The following is a 21,947-nucleotide window of genomic DNA, read 5'->3' as shown; positions in this document are numbered from 1 at the left end:
CAGAAATTAGTCAGCTAATTTTTTAAACAATACACAGGCATTATGTCCTCCAAAACCAAAAGTATTACTCATAGCAACATTTACTTCTCTTTTTTGAGGTTTATTTAAGGTAAGATTTAATGATGGATCAATGTTTTCATCCACCACAGTATGATTTATTGTTGGAGGAACAATACTGTGTTTCATTGCTAAAATAGAAGCAATAGCTTCGATAGCCCCTGCAGCACCAAGTAAATGTCCTGTCATGGATTTTGTTGAATTTATATTGATATTTTTAGCATGTTCACCAAAAACATTACTAATAGCTTTTAACTCAGCTACGTCACCAAGAGGAGTTGAAGTTCCGTGTGTGTTGATATGATCAACATCTTCAGGGTTCATTCCGGCATCTCTTAAAGTATTTTTCATTACTGCAATAACACCAATTCCCTCCGGATGTGGAGCTGTTAAATGGTAAGCATCAGATGACATTCCGCCGCCACCAATTTCGCAATAAATTTTTGCTCCTCTGGCTTTTGCATGTTCATATTCTTCAAGAACCAAAGCTCCTGCGCCTTCACCTAAAACAAAACCATCTCTTGTGGCATCAAAAGGTCTTGAAGCTGTTTCCGGGCTTTCATTTCTTGTTGAAAGAGCGTGCATTGAACTAAAACCTCCCATACCAGCAATTGTAACTGCGGCTTCAGAACCACCGGATACAATAACATCACACATCCCTAAACGAATATAGTTGAAAGCATCAATTAAAGCATTTGCAGAAGAAGCACAAGCCGAAACGGTAGTATAATTAGGTCCCATATAACCATTACGCATCGAAATATGTGCCGGTGCAATATCAGCGATCATTTTAGGAATAAAGAAAGGATTGAATTTTGGAGTTCCGTCACCTTTTGCATAGTACATTACTTCATCCTGGAAAGTTTCTAAACCTCCAATTCCTGCTCCCCAGATAACTCCTACTCTTTGTTTGTCGATATTTTCGTCTGTTAATCCCGCATCTTTAATAGCTTCATCACTCGCAGCAATTGCATACTGAGCAAATTTATCTAATCTACGAGATTCTTTACGGTCCATATAATCCTCAATATTGAAGTTTTTTACTTCACAGGCAAACTTAGTTTTATGTTTCTCTGTATCGTAATACGTTATTGGGGCAGCACCGCTAACTCCATTAATAAGTGCATCCCAATACTCCTGGATATTATTCCCGATAGGAGTAAGAGCACCTAATCCTGTTACAACAACTCGCTTTAATGCCATAAATATGTATTTTGTATCTTAAACAAATAAAACCCATGATTTCTTAACTGTATTGTTACTTAAGAGCCATGGGAATTACAATATAAATATATCTTTTGGATTGAAAATCAATCGAAATTTTAATTTTTTTAAAATAATAACACCCGAATTCTAATTAAATCAGAATCGGGTGTGATATTATTATTTTTTAGCTTCCTCGATATAAGAAATAGCTTGACCAACAGTAGCAATGTTTTCTGCTTGATCGTCTGGAATTTGAATATCAAATTCTTTTTCGAATTCCATAATAAGCTCAACAGTGTCTAATGAGTCAGCTCCTAAATCATTAGTGAAGCTTGCTTCTGTTACAACTTCGTTTTCGTCAACACCTAATTTGTCTACGATAATCGCTTTTACTCTTGATGCAATGTCTGACATAATCTTTAATTTTAGAATTTAATTTGTTGGCAAAAATAAAAAACTTTATTTTAAAACAACTATTTAGTTAATAAATGTGTTACTAATTTATAAAATTAATTTCAAGAAAGGTGTTTCAATACTATTTATTTTGATTTTTTATTCCGTTTTTTGCATTCTCAAAATAAATTTGATTATGAAAAAAATTATCGTTTTTGCCTCAGGTTCAGGAAGTAACGCAGAAAATATTATTACATACTTTAAAAAAACCGAAATCGCAAGAGTTGTTTCCATCTTTACAAATAACGCAAATGCAAAAGTTATTGAAAGGGCAGAAAAACATCAAATTCCAGTCGAAATCTTCTCAAAAAACGAACTTTTAGAACGTAATATCTTACAAAAAATACAAAAAATCGATCCGGATTTGATTGTCCTGGCTGGTTTTTTACTCAAATTCCCTGAAAATATAATTGAGCAATACCCTCATAAAATAATCAATATACATCCTGCGCTTTTACCAAATTACGGAGGGAAAGGTATGTACGGGATGCATATCCACAGGGCGATAGTTAATAATAAGGAGAAAGAAACCGGAATATCAATTCATTATGTAAATGAGCATTACGATGAAGGGGCTATTATCTTTCAGGCAAATGTGGCTTTAACAGACGAAGACACTCCAGAAACCGTTGCAGAGAAGATTCATGAACTGGAGCAAAAACATTTTCCGGAAATTATTCAGACCATATTAGAACAATAAATTATTTTGATTGTTTAGATTTCTTAGATTTTAAGAGTCTGAAAATCCAAAATCTAAAAAGGTCTAAAATTCTAATATCTAAGAAGTCTAAATGAATCACGAAGTACATATATATACAGACGGTGCCGCAAAAGGAAATCCAGGAAATGGAGGTTACGGAGTAGTGATGGAACTCGTTGGGACTCCGCATAAAAAAGAATTCTACGAAGGTTTTCGTCTCACTACTAATAACAGAATGGAACTTCTGGCTGTAATTGTGGGATTAGAAAAACTCAAAAAGCCAAACATGAAAGTCCTTGTAATTTCAGATTCTAAATATGTTGTGGACTCTGTCGAAAAAAAATGGGTTTTAGGATGGGAGAAAAAAGGTTTTGCCGGAAGAAAAAATGCCGACCTCTGGAAGCGTTTTTTAATTGTATACCGCAAACATAATGTCGATTTTAAGTGGATCAAAGGCCATAATAACCATCCACAAAATGAACGATGCGACCAACTGGCTGTTATGGCATCAATGCAGCCTAAACTTTCTGTAGATTCTTATTATGAAAATACAGATTCTAAACTAATATAAAATAAAAAACGTATCGAAACTTAATCTGATACGTTTTTTACAGTAACTTAAAATTTTATTGCTCTTTATCTAAATCCTTAGCAGTTCTAAATCCGATTAACAAACCCACTCCTGACATTATAAAAATAATAGAAGGATAAACGGCATCATCATTTAAAGAAGTATAAGTCGTAATCAACAAGGCAATAAATATTCCGAGTCCGCCTCCTATTAATAAGAACGCTAAATTCACAACAAATATTTTCCATGCCGGAACGCCTTTCGCTTTTCCTTCTAAAAAAATACTGGCATCTACGCCTTTTTCAATAAGAGCTAATCTTTCCCTGTTTCGCGTGGAATAAATTAGATAAACAATTCCGAAAACCATTAGAAAAAAACTGAGTGGTACTAAAATTCCTGGTAACATAATATTTTGTTTTAATTGATTGATATTCCATAGGACGATACCTTTTAAATTCAGGTTACAACTTTTAGAAAAAATTTTCAAAATTTAAATTCCAAATCCCAAAACTTACTGATAATCAATTAATTTTAATACCAAAAAACTTTATCAAAATTTAAAACTTTTACAAGGTTCACCTATATATGTAATTGCGCTAATTGGAATTTGGAATTTTATTAGTTTGGAATTTATTTTAAAAAAGTTGTAACCTAAACAAAAGACATGTCGTCCTATATATATGAGTACTTTAAATGATCAACATTATATCGACAGAATCCTGCAGGGCGAGACGAGTTCTTTTGCCGTCCTAGTCGACCGGTATAAAGACATGATTTTTACTCTGGCTTTGAAAATGATTAAAAACAGAGAAGAAGCTGAAGAAGTTGCTCAGGACACTTTTATCAAAATATATAACTCATTAAGTAAATTTAAAGGCGATTCTAAATTTTCGACCTGGATTTATAAAATAGCTTACAATACCTGTTTGGATCGTCTGAAAAAAAATAAAAAAGAAGATTTAAATATTTCAATTGATGAATTTTCAGCCCATTTGATTAAAACAATGGACAACGCTTTGAGTGCTTTAGAGAACAAGGAACGAAGACAAACCATTCAAAATTGCTTAAATTTGTTACCCGGAGATGAAAATTTCCTGCTGACCTTATTTTATTTCGAAGATCAGAGTTTAGAGGAAATTGGAAAAATCATGAATATAAATGCTAATAATGTTAAGGTAAAATTATTCCGGAGCCGACAGAAATTAGCTGTAATTTTGAGACAGCAGTTAGAACCAGAAACAATACAATGTTATGAGAGAGAGCGATAAAGATATCGAAAAACTTATTGATAAAATGATGGCTGAAGAAAAACTGCAGTCACCATCAATAGATTTCACTTCTAAAATAATGGCGGAAGTTCTAATTTTGGAAGAGAAAAAACAAAAAACATACAAACCGTTGATTTCTAAATCGGTCTGGGTTTCCATCGGAATCGCTTTAGCTTTATTAGTGGTTTACACTTCTCTTTTTTCAGTTTCCGAAAGCACTCTTAAAATTGACGAAATCGGAAATTTATATTCTGACAAAATTACATCAGTATTCACCGGAGTTCATTTTTCTAAAAATATCCTGTATGCTATTTTAATAGTTCCTTTAATGGTTGTAATTCAGGTTGGGGTTTTAAAGAATTATTTTGATAAAAAGTATCAACTATAAATTTAAAGATGAAAAATAAAACAACAATATTTAAACACTCTCTAAGAGCAAAAAAAACATATACCTATTCTCTTTTAATATTGTTGTTTTCTGTCGCTAATTATGCATTAGCAATTCCAACAAACTTTACTACTAAGGAAATAAAATTTGCTAGTGAAGGAATTTCACTCGCTGGAACCGTTTTTATACCCAACAACATTGAGGCTGCCGTTGTTATTGTTCATGGATCTGGGCAAGAAAAAAGAATGATAGATTTTGCTACAACTCTAGCCAACAATGGAATTGCCGTTTTAACGTATGATAAACGCGGAGTCGGAGAATCAGGCGGCATATATGCTGGACCAGAAGTAGGAACCAACAATGTTGATTTCTCCAATCTAAATCTTTTGTCTTTAGATGTGAGTGCTGCTGTAAACACTTTATCTAAATCTCTATCTAATAATAAAATACCAGTCGGTTTAATTGGAGGCAGTCAAGCTGGATGGATCATTCCATTGGCTGCAGAGAAAAATAAGAAAGTTAAATTTATGACCATATTTAGCGGAGCTCTTATAACGGTTAAAGAACAATTGAGATTCCAGTTTTATACCAATGGAGATCAAAACTTTTGGAATACACACTCCGAAGAAGAAGCAAGAAAACATGTTTTCAATGACCCAGACAAATACGAGTTTGTTGATACAGATCCTAAAAATGTTCTTTCAAACGTATCAATTCCGGGAATCTGGATTTTTGGAGCTAAAGATATTCAAGTTCCTGCGAATCTATCAATCGAATATCTTGATACATTAAAATCTAAAGGAAAACCTTATGAATATAAATTATTTCCAAACTTAGGTCACAATACAGCTTTTTCAGATTCTGAAGAACCGATGAAAGATGCAATTAATTGGATTAAAAATATAGGTAAATCAAAGAATCATAAGTAAAAAAAGACAGGAAATATCGTTAACAGTCACTACAATATATTTTAAACTTTCTAAAAAATTATTTTGATAAGAAGTATCGAGTTGTAATGAAAAAGATAAAAATTGAACATAGTTTTTCTAAAGAAGATTTTAAAGTATGGATAAAAACCTCTGAAAAATATCCAAAAATGTTGCTAAAATTTTTTAATAAAAAATGAGAAGAAAAAATTTTAAAAAATAAAAATCATCAACATTAGTCTTTATTTCTTAAATAAATCTTCTCTTTTCATTATATAATTCACCCCTAAATGAGAATCTGAAATGATATGATATTTATTTAAATATAAAATATACTTAATTGTATGGTATTCGTATGGCTTTATAATGGATTTATTAAGTTTTAACTCCTCTTCTCCTAATGAAGATTTGGAATACTTTTTTAAAAATTCATCAAATCCTAAATTAGAATATTCCTTTTCTATATTGGAATTTAATTTAAAACTCCAAAAGGAATCAAAACTCTTTAAATTATTATCCTTCAAAAAAAAATCTTCATTCAAAACTACATTTAAAAATTCATTGAATGATTCAAATTTTTTTGAGTAATATTTTTTAAAAGAAAATAATAATTCATGATTATTAGCTTGAAGAATTGTTCTATCTTTTGTTGGAAAATACAAATCTAACCCGATATATTTAGAAGGAAGCAATCCATAATTTTTATCTTTTTGCATCAAATCCAGTTTCTCAATCATTTCTTTTGAAAAATTAGGTTCTTTTCTTCCAAAGGAAAATAAAAAGCAAAACAATAATAAATAGACAATTTTCTTCATAATTTAAATTTCATATTTGAGCAAATCTAACAAAAAGTTTTTCAAAAATAATTATTGCAATTTAAATCCAAAAAACATATTTTAATCTCGTTAAAAAATCAATTTTAACCAATTCATTTACAATAGTTTTACTCCGAAATCGTTGTCATTTTTTTAAGAAAATTTTGAGAACCTAAACCGTTGCAATATTGTAACTTATGAAGTATCTTTGCACCTTAATTCGAAATTCATAAAATGAATAAATTATTGATTGTTGGAACGGTTGCTTTCGACGCGATTGAAACTCCTTTCGGAAAAACAGACAAAATATTAGGCGGTGCTGCAACATACATTGGTTTGTCAGCATCCTTTTTCAACCTGCAATCGGCCATAGTTTCTGTAGTTGGCGACGATTTTCCTCAAGAACATTTAGATTTATTAACTTCAAAAAATATTGATATCTCCGGTATCGAAATTGTAAAAGGAGGAAAAACCTTTTTCTGGAGCGGTTTATACCACAACGATCTGAATTCAAGAGATACATTGGTAACTGAGTTGAACGTTTTAGCTGATTTTCAGCCAAAAGTTCCTCAAAACTTTAAAGATGCTGATGTGGTGATGTTAGGAAATTTACATCCGTTGGTACAAAGCAGTGTTTTAGATCAATTAGAGAAAAAACCAAAATTAGTTGTTTTAGATACAATGAATTTTTGGATGGACTGCGCTCTTCCAGAATTATTAGACGTTATTAAGCGTGTGGATGTCATCACAATCAATGACGAAGAAGCAAGACAGCTCTCAGGTGAATATTCATTAGTAAAAGCTGCTGCTAAAATCCAGGAAATGGGGCCTAAATACGTGGTGATCAAAAAAGGAGAACACGGCGCACTTTTATTCCACAACAGAGAAGTTTTCTTTGCACCGGCTTTGCCGTTAGAAGAAGTTTTTGATCCAACCGGAGCGGGAGATACTTTCGCAGGTGGATTCTCTGGTTTTATTGCGCAAAGCGAAAACATTTCATTTGGAAACATGAAAAACGCAATTATTTACGGTTCAAATTTAGCTTCGTTCTGCGTAGAGAAATTTGGAACAGAGAGGATGGAAACATTAAGCAAAGCAGAAGTGGCGATTCGATTACAGCAATTTAAGTCGTTAACTCAGTTTGACATAGAGATATAATGCCTAAGAGCCTCGATAAAACGGGGCTTTTTTATTACGTTAATACACACAACTTACAACAACACAAATACAAAACAAAATGAGCGACGCTTTAAAACACGAATGTGGTATAGCCTTAGTCAGACTTCTTAAACCGCTTGAATATTACAAAGAAAAATACGGAACTGCTTTTTACGGAATCCAGAAGATGTATTTGATGATGGAAAAACAGCACAACCGTGGTCAGGATGGTGCCGGTTTTGCAAGCATCAAATTAGATGTAGAGCCTGGCGAACGTTACATCAGCAGGGTTCGTTCAAACCACTCACAGCCTATACAGGACGTTTTTAAACAAATCAATGATCGTATCAGTGAAGAACTGAAAGCAAATCCTGAACTAGGGGATAATATGAAAGAATTAAAAACAAGTATTCCTTATGTTGGGGAATTGTTTTTAGGACATGTTCGTTATGGAACTTTCGGAAAAAACAGCATCGAAAGTGTTCACCCTTTTTTACGTCAAAGTAACTGGATGCACCGTAATCTGATTTTGGCAGGAAACTTTAATATGACGAATGTTAAAGAACTTTTCCAAAATCTGGTTGAACTGGGTCAGCATCCAAAAGAAATGGCCGATACTGTTACTGTAATGGAAAAAATTGGTCACTTTCTGGATAAAGAAGTAATGCAATTATATCAGGACTGTAAAGCAGAAGGCTATTCAAAAAGAGAAGCTTCACCTGTAATTGCAGAGCGTTTAGATATTGCTAAAATCTTAGCCCGTTCAGCTAAAAATTTAGATGGAGGTTATGCTATGGCCGGATTATTAGGTCATGGAGATGCTTTTGTATTTAGAGATCCGGCAGGAATTCGTCCTGCTTATTTCTATCAGGATGACGAAGTAGTTGTTGTAGCTTCTGAAAGACCTGTTATTCAGACTGTATTTAATGTTCCATTCGAAAGTGTTCAGGAAATCGATCCGGGAAATGCTCTGATTATCAAGAAAAACGGAAACGTTTCAATGAAACAAATTTTAGAACCAACGATTAAAAAGCCTGTTCGTTCGAAAGAATTTATTTTTCAAGAGGAAGCGATGCTGAAATTTATCAGGAGCGTAAAAATTTAGGTAAATTAATTTTACCTGCTGTCCTTAAAGCAATTGACAATGATACAGATAATACTGTTTTCTCTTACATACCAAATACAGCTGAAACCTCTTTTTATGGTTTAGTTGAAGCGGCTCAGGATTTCTTAAATCAGAGAAAAAACAATTATATCTTAGAAAACAGAAATACACTTACAGCCGAAACCCTCCAGGAATTGCTTTCTGTAAAAATACGTACAGAAAAAGTTGCCATAAAAGATGCTAAACTCAGAACTTTTATTACAGAAGACAGCAGCCGTGATGATTTAGTAGCTCACGTTTACGATGTTACTTACGGAGTGATTAAGCCCGAAGATAATCTGGTAATTATTGACGATAGTATTGTTCGTGGTACGACATTAAAAATGAGTATCATTAAAATGATGGATCGATTGAAACCAAAACGTATTGTGATTGTCTCTTCTGCTCCACAAATTCGTTACCCGGATTGTTATGGAATTGATATGGCAAAACTAGAAGGTCTTGTTGCTTTTAGAGCTGCTTTAGATTTACTGAAGGAAAGAAATTTATATCACATAGTTGATGAAGTATATGCTAAATGCAAAGCTCAGGAAAATTTTGCTGATACAGATATTGTAAATTATGTAACCGCAATTTATGATCAATTTACACCTGAAGAAATTTCAGACAGGATTGCAGAAATGTTAAGTTCTCCTGAGATTAATGCTGAAGTGAAAATTATATTCCAAAAAGTAGATGATTTACATATTGCTTGTCCGAAAAATCTCGGAGATTGGTATTTCACCGGGGATTATCCAACACCAGGCGGAAATCGTGTTGTAAACAGAGCATTTATTAACTTTTATGAAGGAAAAAACGCAAGGGCATACTAAATAAAAAGTTAAAAAATGCATTTCATCGGATTTTTTTGCATTTCATCCTTTTTTTTTGGGGAAACTGCAATGCTGATATATCTTTGAGAGACCATAACATTAGTAGGTTAAGTTTATGGTAGATTTGGGGCAAAAAAGGTGGGAGAAATCTCACCTTTTTTATTGGAATAAACTTAAGTTAAAAAACAATCATTTTATCGGATATTTATTGCCGTTCATCCTGATTATTAAAAGAGATAATATACCCATATCCAGTTTTCCAATCTTCCAATTTGAATAAATTGAATTTTAAAGTAGATTTGGTCAAAAAACAGAAAAAATCCTGCATAATTTAATCGGATATTATTGCCTTTAATCCGAATGTAACAATAATGACACAGCAACATAATTTAAGATCCAAGTAGTAGATTATACTAAAAGGCGGAATTACTTCCGCCTTTTTTATTGGAATAAAGTTATTGAATCATTTGCAAAATATGGAGTTAAGCAAAAAGTTAGATAATCGAAACAAGAAGAATTTTTAAATTTTGGGAGTAAAAATGTTAATAAGTGAATCAAGACGAAATACCTAAAAAAAGATTTTATTCTAAGAGCCTGTTTAAATTTTATTCAATAATAATTTTATAGTTGCAATTTTGAACATATTCTCTGATTTTTTAAAGGAGTAGTTTATGATTTTTACGTAATCTTCGGTCAGTATCAAACCAAGAGAAAGTTCGTTCTAAAAATTCATGTTTGCATAGGATTTTAAAAACGAACTTTTTCTGACAAACTAACTTATAAGACTAATATAAAAAAAGTATAGGTATTGCAAAAATTATAAAGTACATTCTATTTTTAATTCTTAAAGATTTTTTTAAAATCAGCATCAGTTTTAACATTTAAAAGATGTTGTGAGATTTTTACCTTTAAAATTGGATGTTTTTTCTATATCATATGGACATCTAAAATAAGTTATTAAATATTGTAAACATTTTTATTCTTCAACACGTTCAATAACTTTTATCCTAACGACAGTTAGATTACCATATTTTTCAAGATCAGCACTGGTCCACTCATACTCATGTCCTTTAGTTCTTTTGTCAAAATTCCAATCAAACGGTTCTCTAAGATATACATACAGACTAATACTCTTTCGACCAATAACCCTTTTATTAAGTTCAGCTGGGGTTAAAAATATAAACGAAAAATACGAAGGAGTGTCTACCGTTCCAAATGCTGTTTTTATCTCTGGTTTTATTTCTTTTATTAAATTTTTTAGTGGTTTATTAAGAAACTGTTGCTCATTACTTTTAAGTTTTGGAAGATCATCAGTAATCATAACCATTTGTTGAGAGTAACAGCTATAGCTGGAAAGAAATAGTATAAGGGAAATAATTTTAAAGATTTTTTTCATATATTTTAATATTAAATGTTAATTACACGGAATTGAATTGTAGATTTGTGATCCGTCTGATTTAGTTGTACGTTTGATATTAATTGGTTTAAATTCTCCTGATATGTCTTGTTTCATTAAGGTAATTCCTGAATTTTCCTTATCCAGTACATACGCCATTGCTTCGGTTCTTCCATCCACACTTGATCCAAAATCAGTTACAAGCATCTGTAATTGATTAAAAATAGCATCTGGAAATTCAGGACTGTATCCCTGAATTTGATCAGCTGGATAAGACTTTAAAAAGGATTGCGCTGCAGCAAAATCTGTCACAACAATTGCATATGCTATGCCATTTGTTAAAATTATTGAGGTGTTAAAATTTAAATTACCTGTAATTAATTCAATGGCAGCATAGACATCACCTGCAGACAAAGGTCCATTACTGGGATGATTATGTAGGGCCACAAATGCACCCGGAAAATTAGTTGTGGTTTTTACGATACTAGATCCACCGTTGTTCATTGGGGCTTGAGTAATATTGCCCTTGGTATCTTTTCCCAAAGTAATACTGTGCTCAATTGATGGATTGGCTTGCAAAATACTATTTTTAGCTGATAAGAAAGCAACACTTTTACTATAAGCACTGATTTTTAATGCTGTCTCACAGGGATCAATTTTAAAAGAGGGTAGATTTGGAAATAATGGACCTCCTAAACCTGGCATATATCCTGGTGGAAGATTTCCCGACATATCATCAGGATACCAGACCCAACTGCTGCATGTTGAATATGGCCCTACAGTAACATAATATCTACAAACCATTTTACTATCTAAATCTTGTTTTTGAGTAAAATTATGTAATGTAAGAAACTCTCCGTTCTGGTATTTTCCTGAATATACAATTTTTTTACTGGTATTTTGTACGGTAATAAAACCCGAATAACTATCCCCAATATTTAGGATGTGAAACGATTTATTATCATTTTTAAAAGATTTATCTCTTGTGGTATAAACAATATTAAAAACCTGATATAGACCATTCTTATCTTTGATAAGCAGAAGTCTCATATAACTATTATATTGAATATCTTCAACAACGTTTGTGAATATGTTATCTCTTAATTTTAAAGGCACTTCGATAGCCTGCTCACCCTTGTTATCAAGTACAATAGCATTATTCCAATCAATAACTTCTGTAAATTTTAATATTTCTAAAGAAGGTTCATAATTTTCAAACCATTCTTTTGATTCTTGAATTGCTTGATGCTTACTTGTGTCAACAATTTCATCTTTTTGACAACAAACAAAGAAAATTGCAAGACTCATAACAAAATATGAAATTAATTTACGTGATTTTTTTATCATAAATAATTTTGTGATTTAAATTTCTAATTATTGCAACAGATTTTGTTTTGCAAAAACTATCATTGTATCATCCGTTAGCCATCCAGAACCCTAATGAAGAATAAAATAAAATCTGATGTTTAGAGCAAAAATAGAACTAAATTCTTACAATCAAAAGGTTTTTGCGACTTTATAAACGTTATAAATAAAGGTATCAAAATCGCATACTATTGCCATTTTCTTGTTAGTTATAGAATCACTTTTAACCATCCCTATATTAGATAATTAATATAGTTTCTTTACTTCTGAGTTACTTACCCTATTACAAAATTTATTAAAATAACGTTCAGTTGTCCTTCATTTGACCATTAAAACATCCCAATCTGAATAATGGGATAAAAAAACGAGACTGTCCTAAAAATTAAGGACAGCCTCGTTTATACTAAATATTCGAGCCTCTGAAACAATTTGTATTTATTCAATTCTCAGAAGTCATCTTAGACTTTTTAAAAAGTCTCTTTTTGTTTTAGATTAAAAGATTATTTATCTAAAGCAAATCTTCTTGCCACTTCTGTCCAGTTAATTACACTGAAGAAAGCTTCAATATAATCTGGTCTTCTGTTTTGGTAGTTTAAGTAATAAGCATGTTCCCAAACATCCATTCCTAAAATTGGGGTTCCACCGCAGCCTACTTCCGGCATTAATGGATTATCCTGATTTGGAGTTCCGCAAACTTCTAATTTTCCTCCTTTTTGAACACATAACCAAGCCCATCCTGAACCAAATTGTGTTGCTCCGGCTTTAGCAAATTTTGCTTTGAACTCTTCGAAAGTTCCAAAAGAAGCCTCAATTGCAGCTAACAAATCGCCTGTTGGTAATCCGCCGCCGTTTGGAGACATTACAGTCCAGAATAAATTGTGGTTATAGAAACCTCCACCATTGTTACGAACTGCTGCGTTTGATTTATCTAAGTTGATTAAGATATTTTCAATTGTTTTTCCTTCTAAATCTGTTCCTGCAATGGCAGCATTTAGGTTTGTTGTATACGCATTATGATGTTTAGTATGGTGGATTTCCATTGTACGCGCATCAATATGTGGTTCTAATGCGTCATAAGCATAAGGTAATTGTGGTAATTCAAAAGCCATGATATATGATTTTATGATTTATATTAATTTATCCAAATTTAAACATTTAACTTTGTAATAGAAAATACTATTTCGTTATAATTCAATTTAATTAATTGATAATTTGGCTTTTTAAGACATAAATACTTGTAAATCTTTATTTTCCGTTAAAAGTTGTCATTGTATTTTCTAATCCTGCCGTACCGAAAGATTTTATAATTTCAGATGCAACTTCTAATCTTTCCGGTAATTTTGCTTTTTCTTCTTCATTCCATTCTCCTAAAACATAATCAACCTGTTGTCCTTTTTTGAACTGATCACTAATACCAAACCTAAAACGGGTATATTGCTGTGTATTCAGAACCAAATTGATGTTTTTAAGTCCGTTGTGGCCTCCGTCGCTTCCTTTTGGCTTGATTCGGATGGTTCCAAAAGACAGGTTTAAATCATCTGTAATGACCAGCACGTTTTCTAACGGAATATTTTCTTTATCCATCCAGTATTTTACGGCCTTTCCGCTAAGGTTCATGTACGTGTTTGGTTTAAGCAGCAAAAAGGTTCTTCCCTTAAACTTATACTCAGCCAAAGCTCCTAATTTTACGGTTTCGAAAGAAAGGCTTTCCTTTCTGGCTAAAAAATCTAAAACTTTGAATCCGATGTTATGTCTTGTGTTTACGTATTCGGCTCCGATATTTCCTAATCCTACGATTAAATATTTTTTACTCACGCTTTTTATATTGTTTTTTTGGTGTTCGTGAACCTCCAGTTTTATGTTGTCTTCTTTGTTTTCTTCTTTTGTTGTTGATGAAAACAGGTTGCTTATCCATTTTATCATCTGGCAAAAATAAGGTTAATTGAGGAATTAGAAAATGTGTCGATTAGATAATTTGAAAATTAGATACTTGATTTGTATATTTTATTTAACCACAAAATTCGTTATAACAAGGTTTCTTGCAGATTTTGCAGATGAAGCAGATTTTATTTTCTGATTTCTTTCTTTTCAAACTTACTCTTCTTTGCCCCCAACTTTTGAAGTTTTTCTAATAAAAAACTAAATTTCTTGTTAGCCCTGACAGCAGCGGTATCCTTTTTCCGGCTTCTTTAGCCGGGAAAAGATTTAGCGGATGGCAGGAACGTCACGTCTTGAAAAACTTGAAATGTCTGCTCCTAAAAAATAATTTGAGAATTTGAGAATATGGGAATTAGATAATTATTTTTTGCGCAACGTTTCGACTTTGCTCATCCTGACATATGGAAATTTAGAGCCTTAGCATCTTAGCAACTCAGAACCTCAAAAAAAAAAGCACCAACCTTTCGATTGATGCTTTTCGTATTGATTGAAAAAAAATTATTTTTTCTTTCCTTTTGCAGGCGCTTTTGCAGCTTTTGCAGCTTCCTGAGCCGCTTTCATAGCAGCACGAGAAATTCTTACCTGAGCTACAACAGTGTTGTCCGGGTGCATAATTTTGTATTCCGGAGCACCAACTTTAGTAACATATAATTTGTTACCCATTTCAAGTGGAGTGATGTCAGCCTCAACAAAATCAGGAAGATTTCCTGGTAAAGCTTTAACTTTTAATTTACGTTGGTTTAAACGTAAAACACCTCCCGCAAGAACACCTTTAGATGTACCAACGATTTTCACAGGAACTTCCATTGTGATTTCTTTATCATCAAATAATTGGAAGAAGTCAATGTGTAAAATTTTGTCAGATACTGGGTGAACTTGGATATCTTGCAAAATTGCATTGAATGATTTTCCTTTTCCAAGCTCAATCACAACTGTGTGTGCATTTGGAGTGTAAACCAAGTTTTTGAAAGCCGCAGCTTCTGCTGAGAAGTGTACTGCCTGATTTCCTCCGTATAACACGCAAGGAACCGCTCCAGCATTACGTAAGGCTTTAGTTGACACTTTGCCCACGCTTTCTCTTTCTGATCCTTTAATTGTAATCGATTTCATTGTAAAAAAATATAGTTATTAAAAAAATATTCTAATTCGTTATGTAGTTAAACTACATTATAAATTTTCCACTTATGGAATTGTTGTGGTGCACCATGTGCATAACTTCTGCAAAAAGAGGTGCACAACTCACTACCCTGATTTTTTTTGACTCTTTTTTTAACGGAATCGAATCTGTAACGATTAATTCTGTTAATTTCGAGTTTTCAATTTTCTCGTATGCCCCTCCTGATAATATTGGGTGCGTACAAATTGCTCTTACGCTTAATGCTCCTTTTTCAATCATAAGATCTGCAGCTTTCGCTAAAGTACCTCCTGTATCGATCATATCATCCACTAAGACTACATTACGTCCTTTTACTTCACCAATAAGCTCCATAGTGTCGATAACGTTGGCTGCTTTTCTTTGTTTATAACAGATAACGACATCTGATTGTAAAAACTTAGAATATGCATAGGCTCTTTTTGAACCTCCCATGTCCGGTGATGCAATTGTTAAATTTTCAAGACCTAAACTTTCTACATAAGGTAAAAAGATGGTTGAAGCAAATAAATGATCTACCGGTTTTTCAAAGAAGCCCTGGATCTGGTCTGCGTGCAAATCCATCGTCATTACTCTTGTCGCTCCCGCAGCACTTAATAGATTTGCTACTAATTTTGCTCCAATCGGAACTCTTGGCTTGTCTTTTCTATCCTGTCTTGCCCAGCCAAAATAAGGCATTACAGCTGTAATATGTCTTGCTGATGCACGTTTTGCAGCATCAATCATTAACAACAATTCCATCAAATTATCGGCTGTTGGAAAAGTTGAACAAACGATAAAAACCCGCAAACCTCTTATTGACTCTTCGTAAGACGGTTGGAATTCTCCATCGCTATACGTTGACATCGTTACTTTTCCTAACGGAATTCCGTACTCTTTTGCAATTTTTTCTGCAAGATAAACACTTTGTGAACAAGCAAAAATTTTAGCTTCTGGTTCTAGGTGCGACATTATAATTTGTTGTTTTATTCCTTAGTTTCTATAGAGTACCGGCTAAATTTATTTTTTAGCCAAATTCCTGTATCTGCCTCGGATGTAGTTAGTTGTGTGTGCTTCGTTTTAACGAGGTGCAAATTTATAAAATTTATTGGAGACTGAAAGGAAATTTTCGAGTATTTTTAGTAGAACTTTTAATTTTATTTTTTACATTTGCACCGTGTTAAAGGAATAAGCACATTATCGCTTATTCTATTGCGTTAAAATAATCAAATTTTGATTATTTTTCGTCTGCTAAGCCCGGATGGCGGAATTGGTAGACGCGCTGGTCTCAAACACCTGTGGGAAACCGTGCCGGTTCGACTCCGGCTCCGGGTACATTAACGGAAAAGCTGTCATTTTTGACGGCTTTTTCTTTTTTACACTCTTCCGAACCCTTGATTTTCCTAGTCAAAACCTCAATTACCTCATTCACTTTAGTGGTTCGACAATTTTTATTTTAAAGAGAACACACTCCACACATCAAATCAAACACTTAAACGATTTTAATAACAGTTAAGCGTCAAAACAAATACAAACAAAACATAATAAATACCTTTACTATACAATTTCAATACAGCCCTCAACTTTATTTTAATTATCATGAAAACCCATACAATACACTTTATAGTATTTGCAGGTGTTTTTTCATTGAATTGTTTTGGTCAGGTAAGTCAGGTAATCACCAATCCAGACGTTCGGAAAACACCATTAAAGTTTGACGACAAATCCAAAGAAGATCTTGTTATAGAATCTTACTGTGTCGAAGAAGTAATTAACCTCGCTACCGGAAAAAAAGAATCACAACATACGAAGTCTCAAAACTCAACATGGTTAACACCTACGATCTGGGACCTAACAACACCAGAACGGTAACTGCAATATACAAAAAGGCATACATTAAAGAAACGAAACCTATAACACCCACAAAAACCGCAATCATTGAAACCGATAAAACCATTCAACCCATTACGATCCAGACCACAGTTCCCGCACAAAGCAAAAAATCTATAAACGTAGATATCTTAAGTACATATGCAAATGTTCTGGACAAAGGCTACAAATCTGCAGACATGCTTAAAAAGGTTGCCAATAAATTTTATTTTGAAAATGATTTCGAAGCGGCTGCTAAATATTACTTGGAATTATTTACCGTTGAAGAAAACTCAGAACCTGTATTTTATTTACGATGTGCCAAATCCCTAAAAGCAATCAACCAACCAGAAAAAGCAGAAGAAATAACAAAACTCTTTGAAAGTAAAAATGCAACTCTTGCAATGACCAAAAAATAGAATAGGTCCGAAACAAAAAAAGACCATCATTCCTGATAGTCTTTTTGCTCCCCCTCTTGGGCTCGAAATTTGAGCTTATAATGAATCAACACTTTACGTTATTTTAATTTTTTATGTTCCCAAATTGTATGCGTTATTTTATATATGATGGTATTTAATTTTTTTATTCTTTATAAACTTAATAAAAAGTTTCAATATATTGAAACAGTACATCATTTTAGTACTTAGCAAATACTTTAATTTTACTTTTGTCTTTTTTATCTAACTCCTTTTTTAATATTAGATTTTTAGACTTTAGCTTTTCAAATAATTCTTCATGAAAAGGAGTATTACTAAATTTTGGTTTGAACTGTTTTTTAAATATTTCTTTATAACTAGAACCGAGAAATTCAATCAAATTTTGAATTTCAGTATTTGATATTTTATCAAGATGCTTATTCAGAAGTTTTATTCTATTTTCTATTGAATTAGAATGGATAAATAAACTTTCTAAAACATTATATTCTAAAGGAATATAGTTCGAAATCGCAAGAAGATTACAAATAATTTTTCCAATTTCTTCATTTTCTATAATTATATTATCGTCAATTTTCTCAATTATTTGAATTTTATTTGTAGATAATATTTCAGTAGATTTTAATAATATTAGAATATCGTCTTCATCTAAAATATAATCTGCAAAATTTATTATAAAACTACTTTGATTTTTTTCAAGTAATTTTAGATGAAGTGTAGAGAAATGCTCTTTAAGTCTATTAAAGTTTTTAATCGAAAGGGACAATTTTTTATTATTTATTAACCATTCAGTTTTTTTGTATTCAAGATTATTTATATCAATATTACTCCACCAATATGTTGTGTTTCCCACAAGTTCAATATAGCAGTCAAAATTTAGGTCATTACATTTGGTTAATTCAGCTGAGAAATCTTTTATATAACCTTCAGAATTTTGATCATCTTTTTCAAGTTTATTTTTTGAAAGATCATTTGAATTTTCATTAAAAAATTTGATTAAAACTTCATTAAATTCTTTTGATTCTAATTTGTCATAATAAGTAAAGATATTTACCCAAGTAGGAAGTACTTTGTTATTAACAATTATATTTTCTTGAATATTAATATTTTGAATTTTAGAAAGATCATTAAATATTAAATTCTGTTTTTTAATAATATCAAATTTTAATTCATCTTTTAAATCTTGATTATTTAAAAGTTCTATTATAAATTCTTCTGACTCAGAATCGTTATCGGGTATTCTTAAAAGAACATTTTTTACATAATCATTTATATTCGCCTCAATATAGTTTATAAGATTTGTACAACCATTAATTAAAATTGTTGTATAATTTGCTTTTAATAAATCTTCTTCAATTTCATCTAACGTAGCATCATTTACCATTAAAAGAATGTTCTCCATATTTATTTCATAGTGGTTATTCTCATACACATAATTAAATAAATCTCTGGTGTTTTCTGTTGGTTGATCTAAATTTTTAAATTTAATATCTAACAATCTAAATAAGTCTTCAGTTTTTTTAACATATTGATTGTCATTTAGCATAGAAAGAAAATTAGGCAAGCGTTCTATATAATCACCTATATTTGAATCTTTAAAAGCAATAACATCTTCAATATCTGTATATTTAATTATAATTTCTAAGTAATAGTCTGTTTTTTCTTTAGTAAAATTACTTTCCACTATAACATATTGCCAAAATCCCTTCCATGAATGACTTAGTGATTTGATAAATAATTCTAAATTGTTTTTTCTATTGTCAATATAGTTCTCAATGAATTCAATTGATTTCTTTTTTTCATTTCCTAATATTTTTATAATAGAACTATATTTTACATTGTATTGATCATGATTTTCTGCTAAGAAATCTAGAATGTCAAAATTTAAAATAGTATCGCGATTAAAGTATTTTTCAGGTATTCTCTTTATAACATTTTCAATTTTTGAAAGATTATAATCAAATGGAGAATATAATCCGCTTTTGATTTTTCTTTCAAATGAGTAATCGTCTTTTGTTAGATTAACTTCATGAAATAATGATATATAATCATTGTAATTTTCATTTATATAGCCATTAAGTAAAAGGTTTCTAATTAATTCATTTTCTGAGAAGCCATTTAGATGTTTATTAATATCGACTTCCTCAAAAATTTGCTTTAAATTCCATGATTCTATTTCTATTTTATTTTTCTTTAATTTTTCAATATCTTCATTTAAACTATTGATTCTATTGTCTTTTTTCTTTTTAATTAAACTCTTTCTGTCGTCAAAAGTTAAATTTGAATTTATAGAATTTTCAATATCTGAAAATGAAATATTACTTGAAATATTCTTATGTTCATTGAACAGATAATGTCCTGGAGAATAGACCGTATAGTAATTATAGTGAATATTTTGCGTTTCTTTTAGTTTGTCAAATTCCTCATCATTTGAAAGATTTGAAAAAGAAATAACTTCATCTATAAATAAAGTTGTAGCCTCAGGAATTTGTCTATGAATTTCAGCGATGTAAATCGCTTTTAATTCATTAATTTCATCATATATTTCTGAACTTATTGATTTAGCTTCAGCTTGATTAATTCTAATTTGATCATCTATATTTTTAATTAAATCTATTGTATAGAGATTCTTTTTAGATAAGAAACTATATAGTTCACCTTTTCTTTTTTGTAAATTTCCAAAATCAGAAGGAAATAAATTTTTATATGTTATAATCGCAAATAAACAATCTTGATCGATATCATTAATTAAATTCTTTCTGTATAATTGATATTCATGAAATATATTGATTAATAATCGCATATCAATATCATCAATAAAAGTGACAACATCTTCAGTGAAATCTTTTGACAATACTCCTTTCAAATCTGCTTCATTTATCATTTTCGTAAGTTGATCACCTGCATTTGAAGGATTGATAAATGGTATTACAGGAATTATATATTCAAAAAACTTAACCCGTTCTTTATTGTCGTTAAACATTTCGTCTTTTATCGCATATAAGAAATTAATTTCTCTTGTTATTAGTTTTGTATTGTTTAATAAAATGTTTATTTCTCTTAATTTGGTAAAAATATCTGTGCTTTCAAATCGGTCTAAATCTTCAATTATGACGACATCATATTTAGTTCTCTCAAAAAAATAAATTATCTCTTCAATATGTTCGTTAAAAACAGATTTATCTAAATTATCTCCTAACTCTAATTCTCCTTTAATGTTGAATTTGTTTATTTTTGAGTTGCTAAATAATCTGATTACGCTTTTTGCAAATAATCCAATTCCTGTTACGAAAAGCACAATAACAATTATTGCTATCCAATCGATAAAATAATTTAGATTCCAAGTTGTGGGATTTATTTTGTTTATATAATCAAACTTGAATAAAATTAAAGTACTTAAAACCCAAAATATTAAGCCAATTGCAATTGATAATATTCTATCATCAGTAACATTAATTATTCGCTTAAACCTTGAGTCAGGGATTTCCGAAGGTTTTACATGATAAAATATCTGTTGAAGGATGCTAACTTCGAGTAATCTTTCTAACTCTTCTTTTTTAGCTTTACGATTTCCTTCCCCATCGGCAACATCATTAAATGATGCTAAAGAAATATTAAGATATTCATGTTGATCATTTAAGCTTTGAAAGGTTTTAATAATTGTACTCTTCCCCGAGCCATATCCTCCAGTAAGAGCAATATTTGAAATTCCTTTTTGTTTAATAGTTTTGTTTAAAGAATCAAGGTAGGGTTGGATCTTTTCTATATCTTTTTTATCAGTTAAAATTTTAGGAGCAAGTGAGCTAATAGATAGATTCTCTAAGTCAATTTCTTCTTTAATAAAAAAGCCGTAAGGAAAAGTTGTCTTCATAAAGATTATTTAAGTCAATAAATATATAAATAATATATTACTAAAATAACAAAAGGAAATATCATTATAAAGGTATGTGTTAGCTTTTAAACGGTTTATGGTTTTCCATAAAATGCCCAATAAGCAGAGCAAAGAAGTATAGATTTCCTCAGAAGGAAGTATATAAAAAAAAATAGACTATCATTTAAATGATAGTCTTTTTATTAAGCTCCCCCTCTTGGGCTCGAACCAAGGACCCTCTGATTAACAGTCAGATGCTCTAACCAACTGAGCTAAGGAGGAATCACCTTAAAGGTAAATATGTTTGCTAAAAAAAGTTTGCTCCCCCTCTTGGGCTCGAACCAAGGACCCTCTGATTAACAGTCAGATGCTCTAACCAACTGAGCTAAGGAGGAAGTTGTTGCTCTTTTTAGCGAGTGCAAA

Annotated in this window: 19 protein-coding genes, 3 tRNA genes and 1 pseudogene; 10 read left to right on the top strand and 13 right to left on the bottom strand. The window is 31.2% G+C overall.

Annotated features, from left to right (window positions below; all coding sequences use genetic code 11):
• Nucleotides 1–6: 6 nt before the first annotated feature.
• Together fabF and P5P89_RS10220 are read right to left on the bottom strand one after the other, a co-directional pair.
• A complete protein-coding gene (gene fabF, locus P5P89_RS10225; RefSeq protein WP_025571040.1) occupies nt 7–1,260 on the bottom strand; it encodes a beta-ketoacyl-ACP synthase II in 1,254 nt (417 codons plus the stop codon).
• 180 nt (nt 1,261–1,440) lie between these two features.
• The gene (locus P5P89_RS10220) at nt 1,441–1,677 is read right to left on the bottom strand and encodes an acyl carrier protein (RefSeq protein ID WP_007137004.1); all 237 of its coding nucleotides are present in this window, start codon (nt 1,675–1,677) and stop codon (nt 1,441–1,443) included.
• A gap of 175 nt (nt 1,678–1,852) precedes the next feature.
• Here P5P89_RS10220 and purN point away from each other — a divergent pair, with 175 nt between their 5' ends.
• Both purN and rnhA read left to right on the top strand, forming a co-directional pair.
• A complete protein-coding gene (gene purN, locus P5P89_RS10215; protein ID WP_278011816.1) occupies nt 1,853–2,416 on the top strand; it encodes a phosphoribosylglycinamide formyltransferase in 564 nt (187 codons plus the stop codon).
• Nucleotides 2,417–2,507: 91 nt separating this feature from the next.
• On the top strand, nt 2,508–2,987 hold the full coding sequence (gene rnhA / locus P5P89_RS10210; protein ID WP_278011815.1) for a ribonuclease HI: 480 nt from the start codon (nt 2,508–2,510) through the stop codon (nt 2,985–2,987).
• 55 nt (nt 2,988–3,042) lie between these two features.
• Here rnhA and P5P89_RS10205 read toward each other — a convergent pair whose 3' ends face one another.
• Complete coding sequence (locus P5P89_RS10205; RefSeq protein ID WP_278011814.1) at nt 3,043–3,393, bottom strand: DUF6249 domain-containing protein; 351 nt, start codon at nt 3,391–3,393, stop codon at nt 3,043–3,045.
• Between the two features lie 274 nt (nt 3,394–3,667).
• Between P5P89_RS10205 and P5P89_RS10200 the strand changes: the two genes are divergently transcribed.
• Genes P5P89_RS10200 through P5P89_RS10190 form a run of 3 tightly spaced genes read left to right on the top strand, consistent with a single transcriptional unit; the run spans nt 3,668 to nt 5,572 of the window.
• Nucleotides 3,668–4,255 carry an RNA polymerase sigma factor gene (locus tag P5P89_RS10200; protein ID WP_278011813.1) on the top strand — a complete coding sequence of 196 codons (588 nt, stop codon included), beginning with the start codon at nt 3,668–3,670 and terminating at the stop codon, nt 4,253–4,255.
• Entirely contained in the window at nt 4,239–4,643 is a 405-nt protein-coding gene (locus P5P89_RS10195) for a hypothetical protein (RefSeq protein WP_278011812.1), read from the top strand. Before P5P89_RS10200 ends, P5P89_RS10195 begins: the two co-directional genes overlap by 17 nt.
• An 8-nt stretch (nt 4,644–4,651) precedes the next feature.
• Nucleotides 4,652–5,572 carry an alpha/beta hydrolase family protein gene (locus P5P89_RS10190; RefSeq protein WP_278011811.1) on the top strand — a complete coding sequence of 307 codons (921 nt, stop codon included), beginning with the start codon at nt 4,652–4,654 and terminating at the stop codon, nt 5,570–5,572.
• Between the two features lie 239 nt (nt 5,573–5,811).
• Here P5P89_RS10190 and P5P89_RS10185 read toward each other — a convergent pair whose 3' ends face one another.
• A complete protein-coding gene (locus tag P5P89_RS10185) occupies nt 5,812–6,384 on the bottom strand; it encodes a hypothetical protein (protein WP_278011810.1) in 573 nt (190 codons plus the stop codon).
• Nucleotides 6,385–6,618: 234 nt separating this feature from the next.
• Between P5P89_RS10185 and P5P89_RS10180 the strand changes: the two genes are divergently transcribed.
• On the top strand, nt 6,619–7,542 hold the full coding sequence (locus P5P89_RS10180; protein ID WP_278011809.1) for a PfkB family carbohydrate kinase: 924 nt from the start codon (nt 6,619–6,621) through the stop codon (nt 7,540–7,542).
• Between the two features lie 79 nt (nt 7,543–7,621).
• A pseudogene (locus P5P89_RS10175) lies at nt 7,622–9,519 on the top strand (amidophosphoribosyltransferase).
• A 976-nt stretch (nt 9,520–10,495) separates the two neighbouring features.
• On the opposite strand, the gene P5P89_RS10170 reads toward P5P89_RS10175, so the two are convergent.
• The 6 genes from P5P89_RS10170 to P5P89_RS10145 form a co-directional block, all read right to left on the bottom strand.
• Nucleotides 10,496–10,915, bottom strand: coding sequence for a hypothetical protein (locus P5P89_RS10170; RefSeq protein WP_278011808.1), 420 nt, complete (start codon nt 10,913–10,915; stop codon nt 10,496–10,498).
• Between the two features lie 18 nt (nt 10,916–10,933).
• Complete coding sequence (locus tag P5P89_RS10165) at nt 10,934–12,262, bottom strand: hypothetical protein (protein WP_278011807.1); 1,329 nt, start codon at nt 12,260–12,262, stop codon at nt 10,934–10,936.
• A 518-nt stretch (nt 12,263–12,780) separates the two neighbouring features.
• Nucleotides 12,781–13,389: a superoxide dismutase gene (locus tag P5P89_RS10160; protein WP_278011806.1), complete on the bottom strand. Its 609-nt coding sequence runs from the start codon at nt 13,387–13,389 to the stop codon at nt 12,781–12,783.
• Between the two features lie 136 nt (nt 13,390–13,525).
• Entirely contained in the window at nt 13,526–14,203 is a 678-nt protein-coding gene (gene pth, locus P5P89_RS10155) for an aminoacyl-tRNA hydrolase (protein ID WP_278011805.1), read from the bottom strand.
• A 513-nt stretch (nt 14,204–14,716) separates the two neighbouring features.
• On the bottom strand, nt 14,717–15,328 hold the full coding sequence (locus P5P89_RS10150) for a 50S ribosomal protein L25/general stress protein Ctc (RefSeq protein WP_278011804.1): 612 nt from the start codon (nt 15,326–15,328) through the stop codon (nt 14,717–14,719).
• Nucleotides 15,329–15,380: 52 nt separating this feature from the next.
• Nucleotides 15,381–16,322, bottom strand: a complete 942-nt coding sequence (locus tag P5P89_RS10145; protein ID WP_278011803.1) for a ribose-phosphate pyrophosphokinase — start codon at nt 16,320–16,322, stop codon at nt 15,381–15,383.
• A gap of 283 nt (nt 16,323–16,605) precedes the next feature.
• On the opposite strand from P5P89_RS10145, the gene P5P89_RS10140 reads away from it, so the two are divergent.
• The 3 genes from P5P89_RS10140 (at nt 16,606) to P5P89_RS10130 (ending at nt 17,638) form a co-directional block, all read left to right on the top strand.
• Nucleotides 16,606–16,685: transfer RNA gene (locus P5P89_RS10140), tRNA-Leu, on the top strand.
• A gap of 264 nt (nt 16,686–16,949) precedes the next feature.
• Nucleotides 16,950–17,222 (top strand): hypothetical protein, encoded by a 273-nt coding sequence (locus P5P89_RS10135; RefSeq protein WP_278011802.1) that lies wholly within the window; start codon nt 16,950–16,952, stop codon nt 17,220–17,222.
• Nucleotides 17,177–17,638 carry a hypothetical protein gene (locus P5P89_RS10130; protein WP_278011801.1) on the top strand — a complete coding sequence of 154 codons (462 nt, stop codon included), beginning with the start codon at nt 17,177–17,179 and terminating at the stop codon, nt 17,636–17,638. Before P5P89_RS10135 ends, P5P89_RS10130 begins: the two co-directional genes overlap by 46 nt.
• A 217-nt stretch (nt 17,639–17,855) precedes the next feature.
• On the opposite strand, the gene P5P89_RS10125 is transcribed toward P5P89_RS10130, so the two are convergent.
• The 3 genes from P5P89_RS10125 to P5P89_RS10115 all read right to left on the bottom strand — a co-directional run bounded on the left by P5P89_RS10125 (nt 17,856) and on the right by P5P89_RS10115 (nt 21,919).
• Nucleotides 17,856–21,524, bottom strand: a complete 3,669-nt coding sequence (locus tag P5P89_RS10125) for a YobI family P-loop NTPase (RefSeq protein WP_278011800.1) — start codon at nt 21,522–21,524, stop codon at nt 17,856–17,858.
• A 208-nt stretch (nt 21,525–21,732) separates the two neighbouring features.
• A tRNA-Asn gene (locus tag P5P89_RS10120) sits at nt 21,733–21,806 on the bottom strand.
• 39 nt (nt 21,807–21,845) lie between these two features.
• A tRNA-Asn gene (locus P5P89_RS10115) sits at nt 21,846–21,919 on the bottom strand.
• Between the last annotated feature and the right edge of the window lie 28 nt (nt 21,920–21,947).

Origin of the sequence: Flavobacterium gyeonganense (assembly GCF_029625295.1) — a bacterium.
GTDB lineage: Bacteria > Bacteroidota > Bacteroidia > Flavobacteriales > Flavobacteriaceae > Flavobacterium > Flavobacterium gyeonganense.
This window is presented reverse-complemented; position numbering and strand designations above follow the sequence as displayed.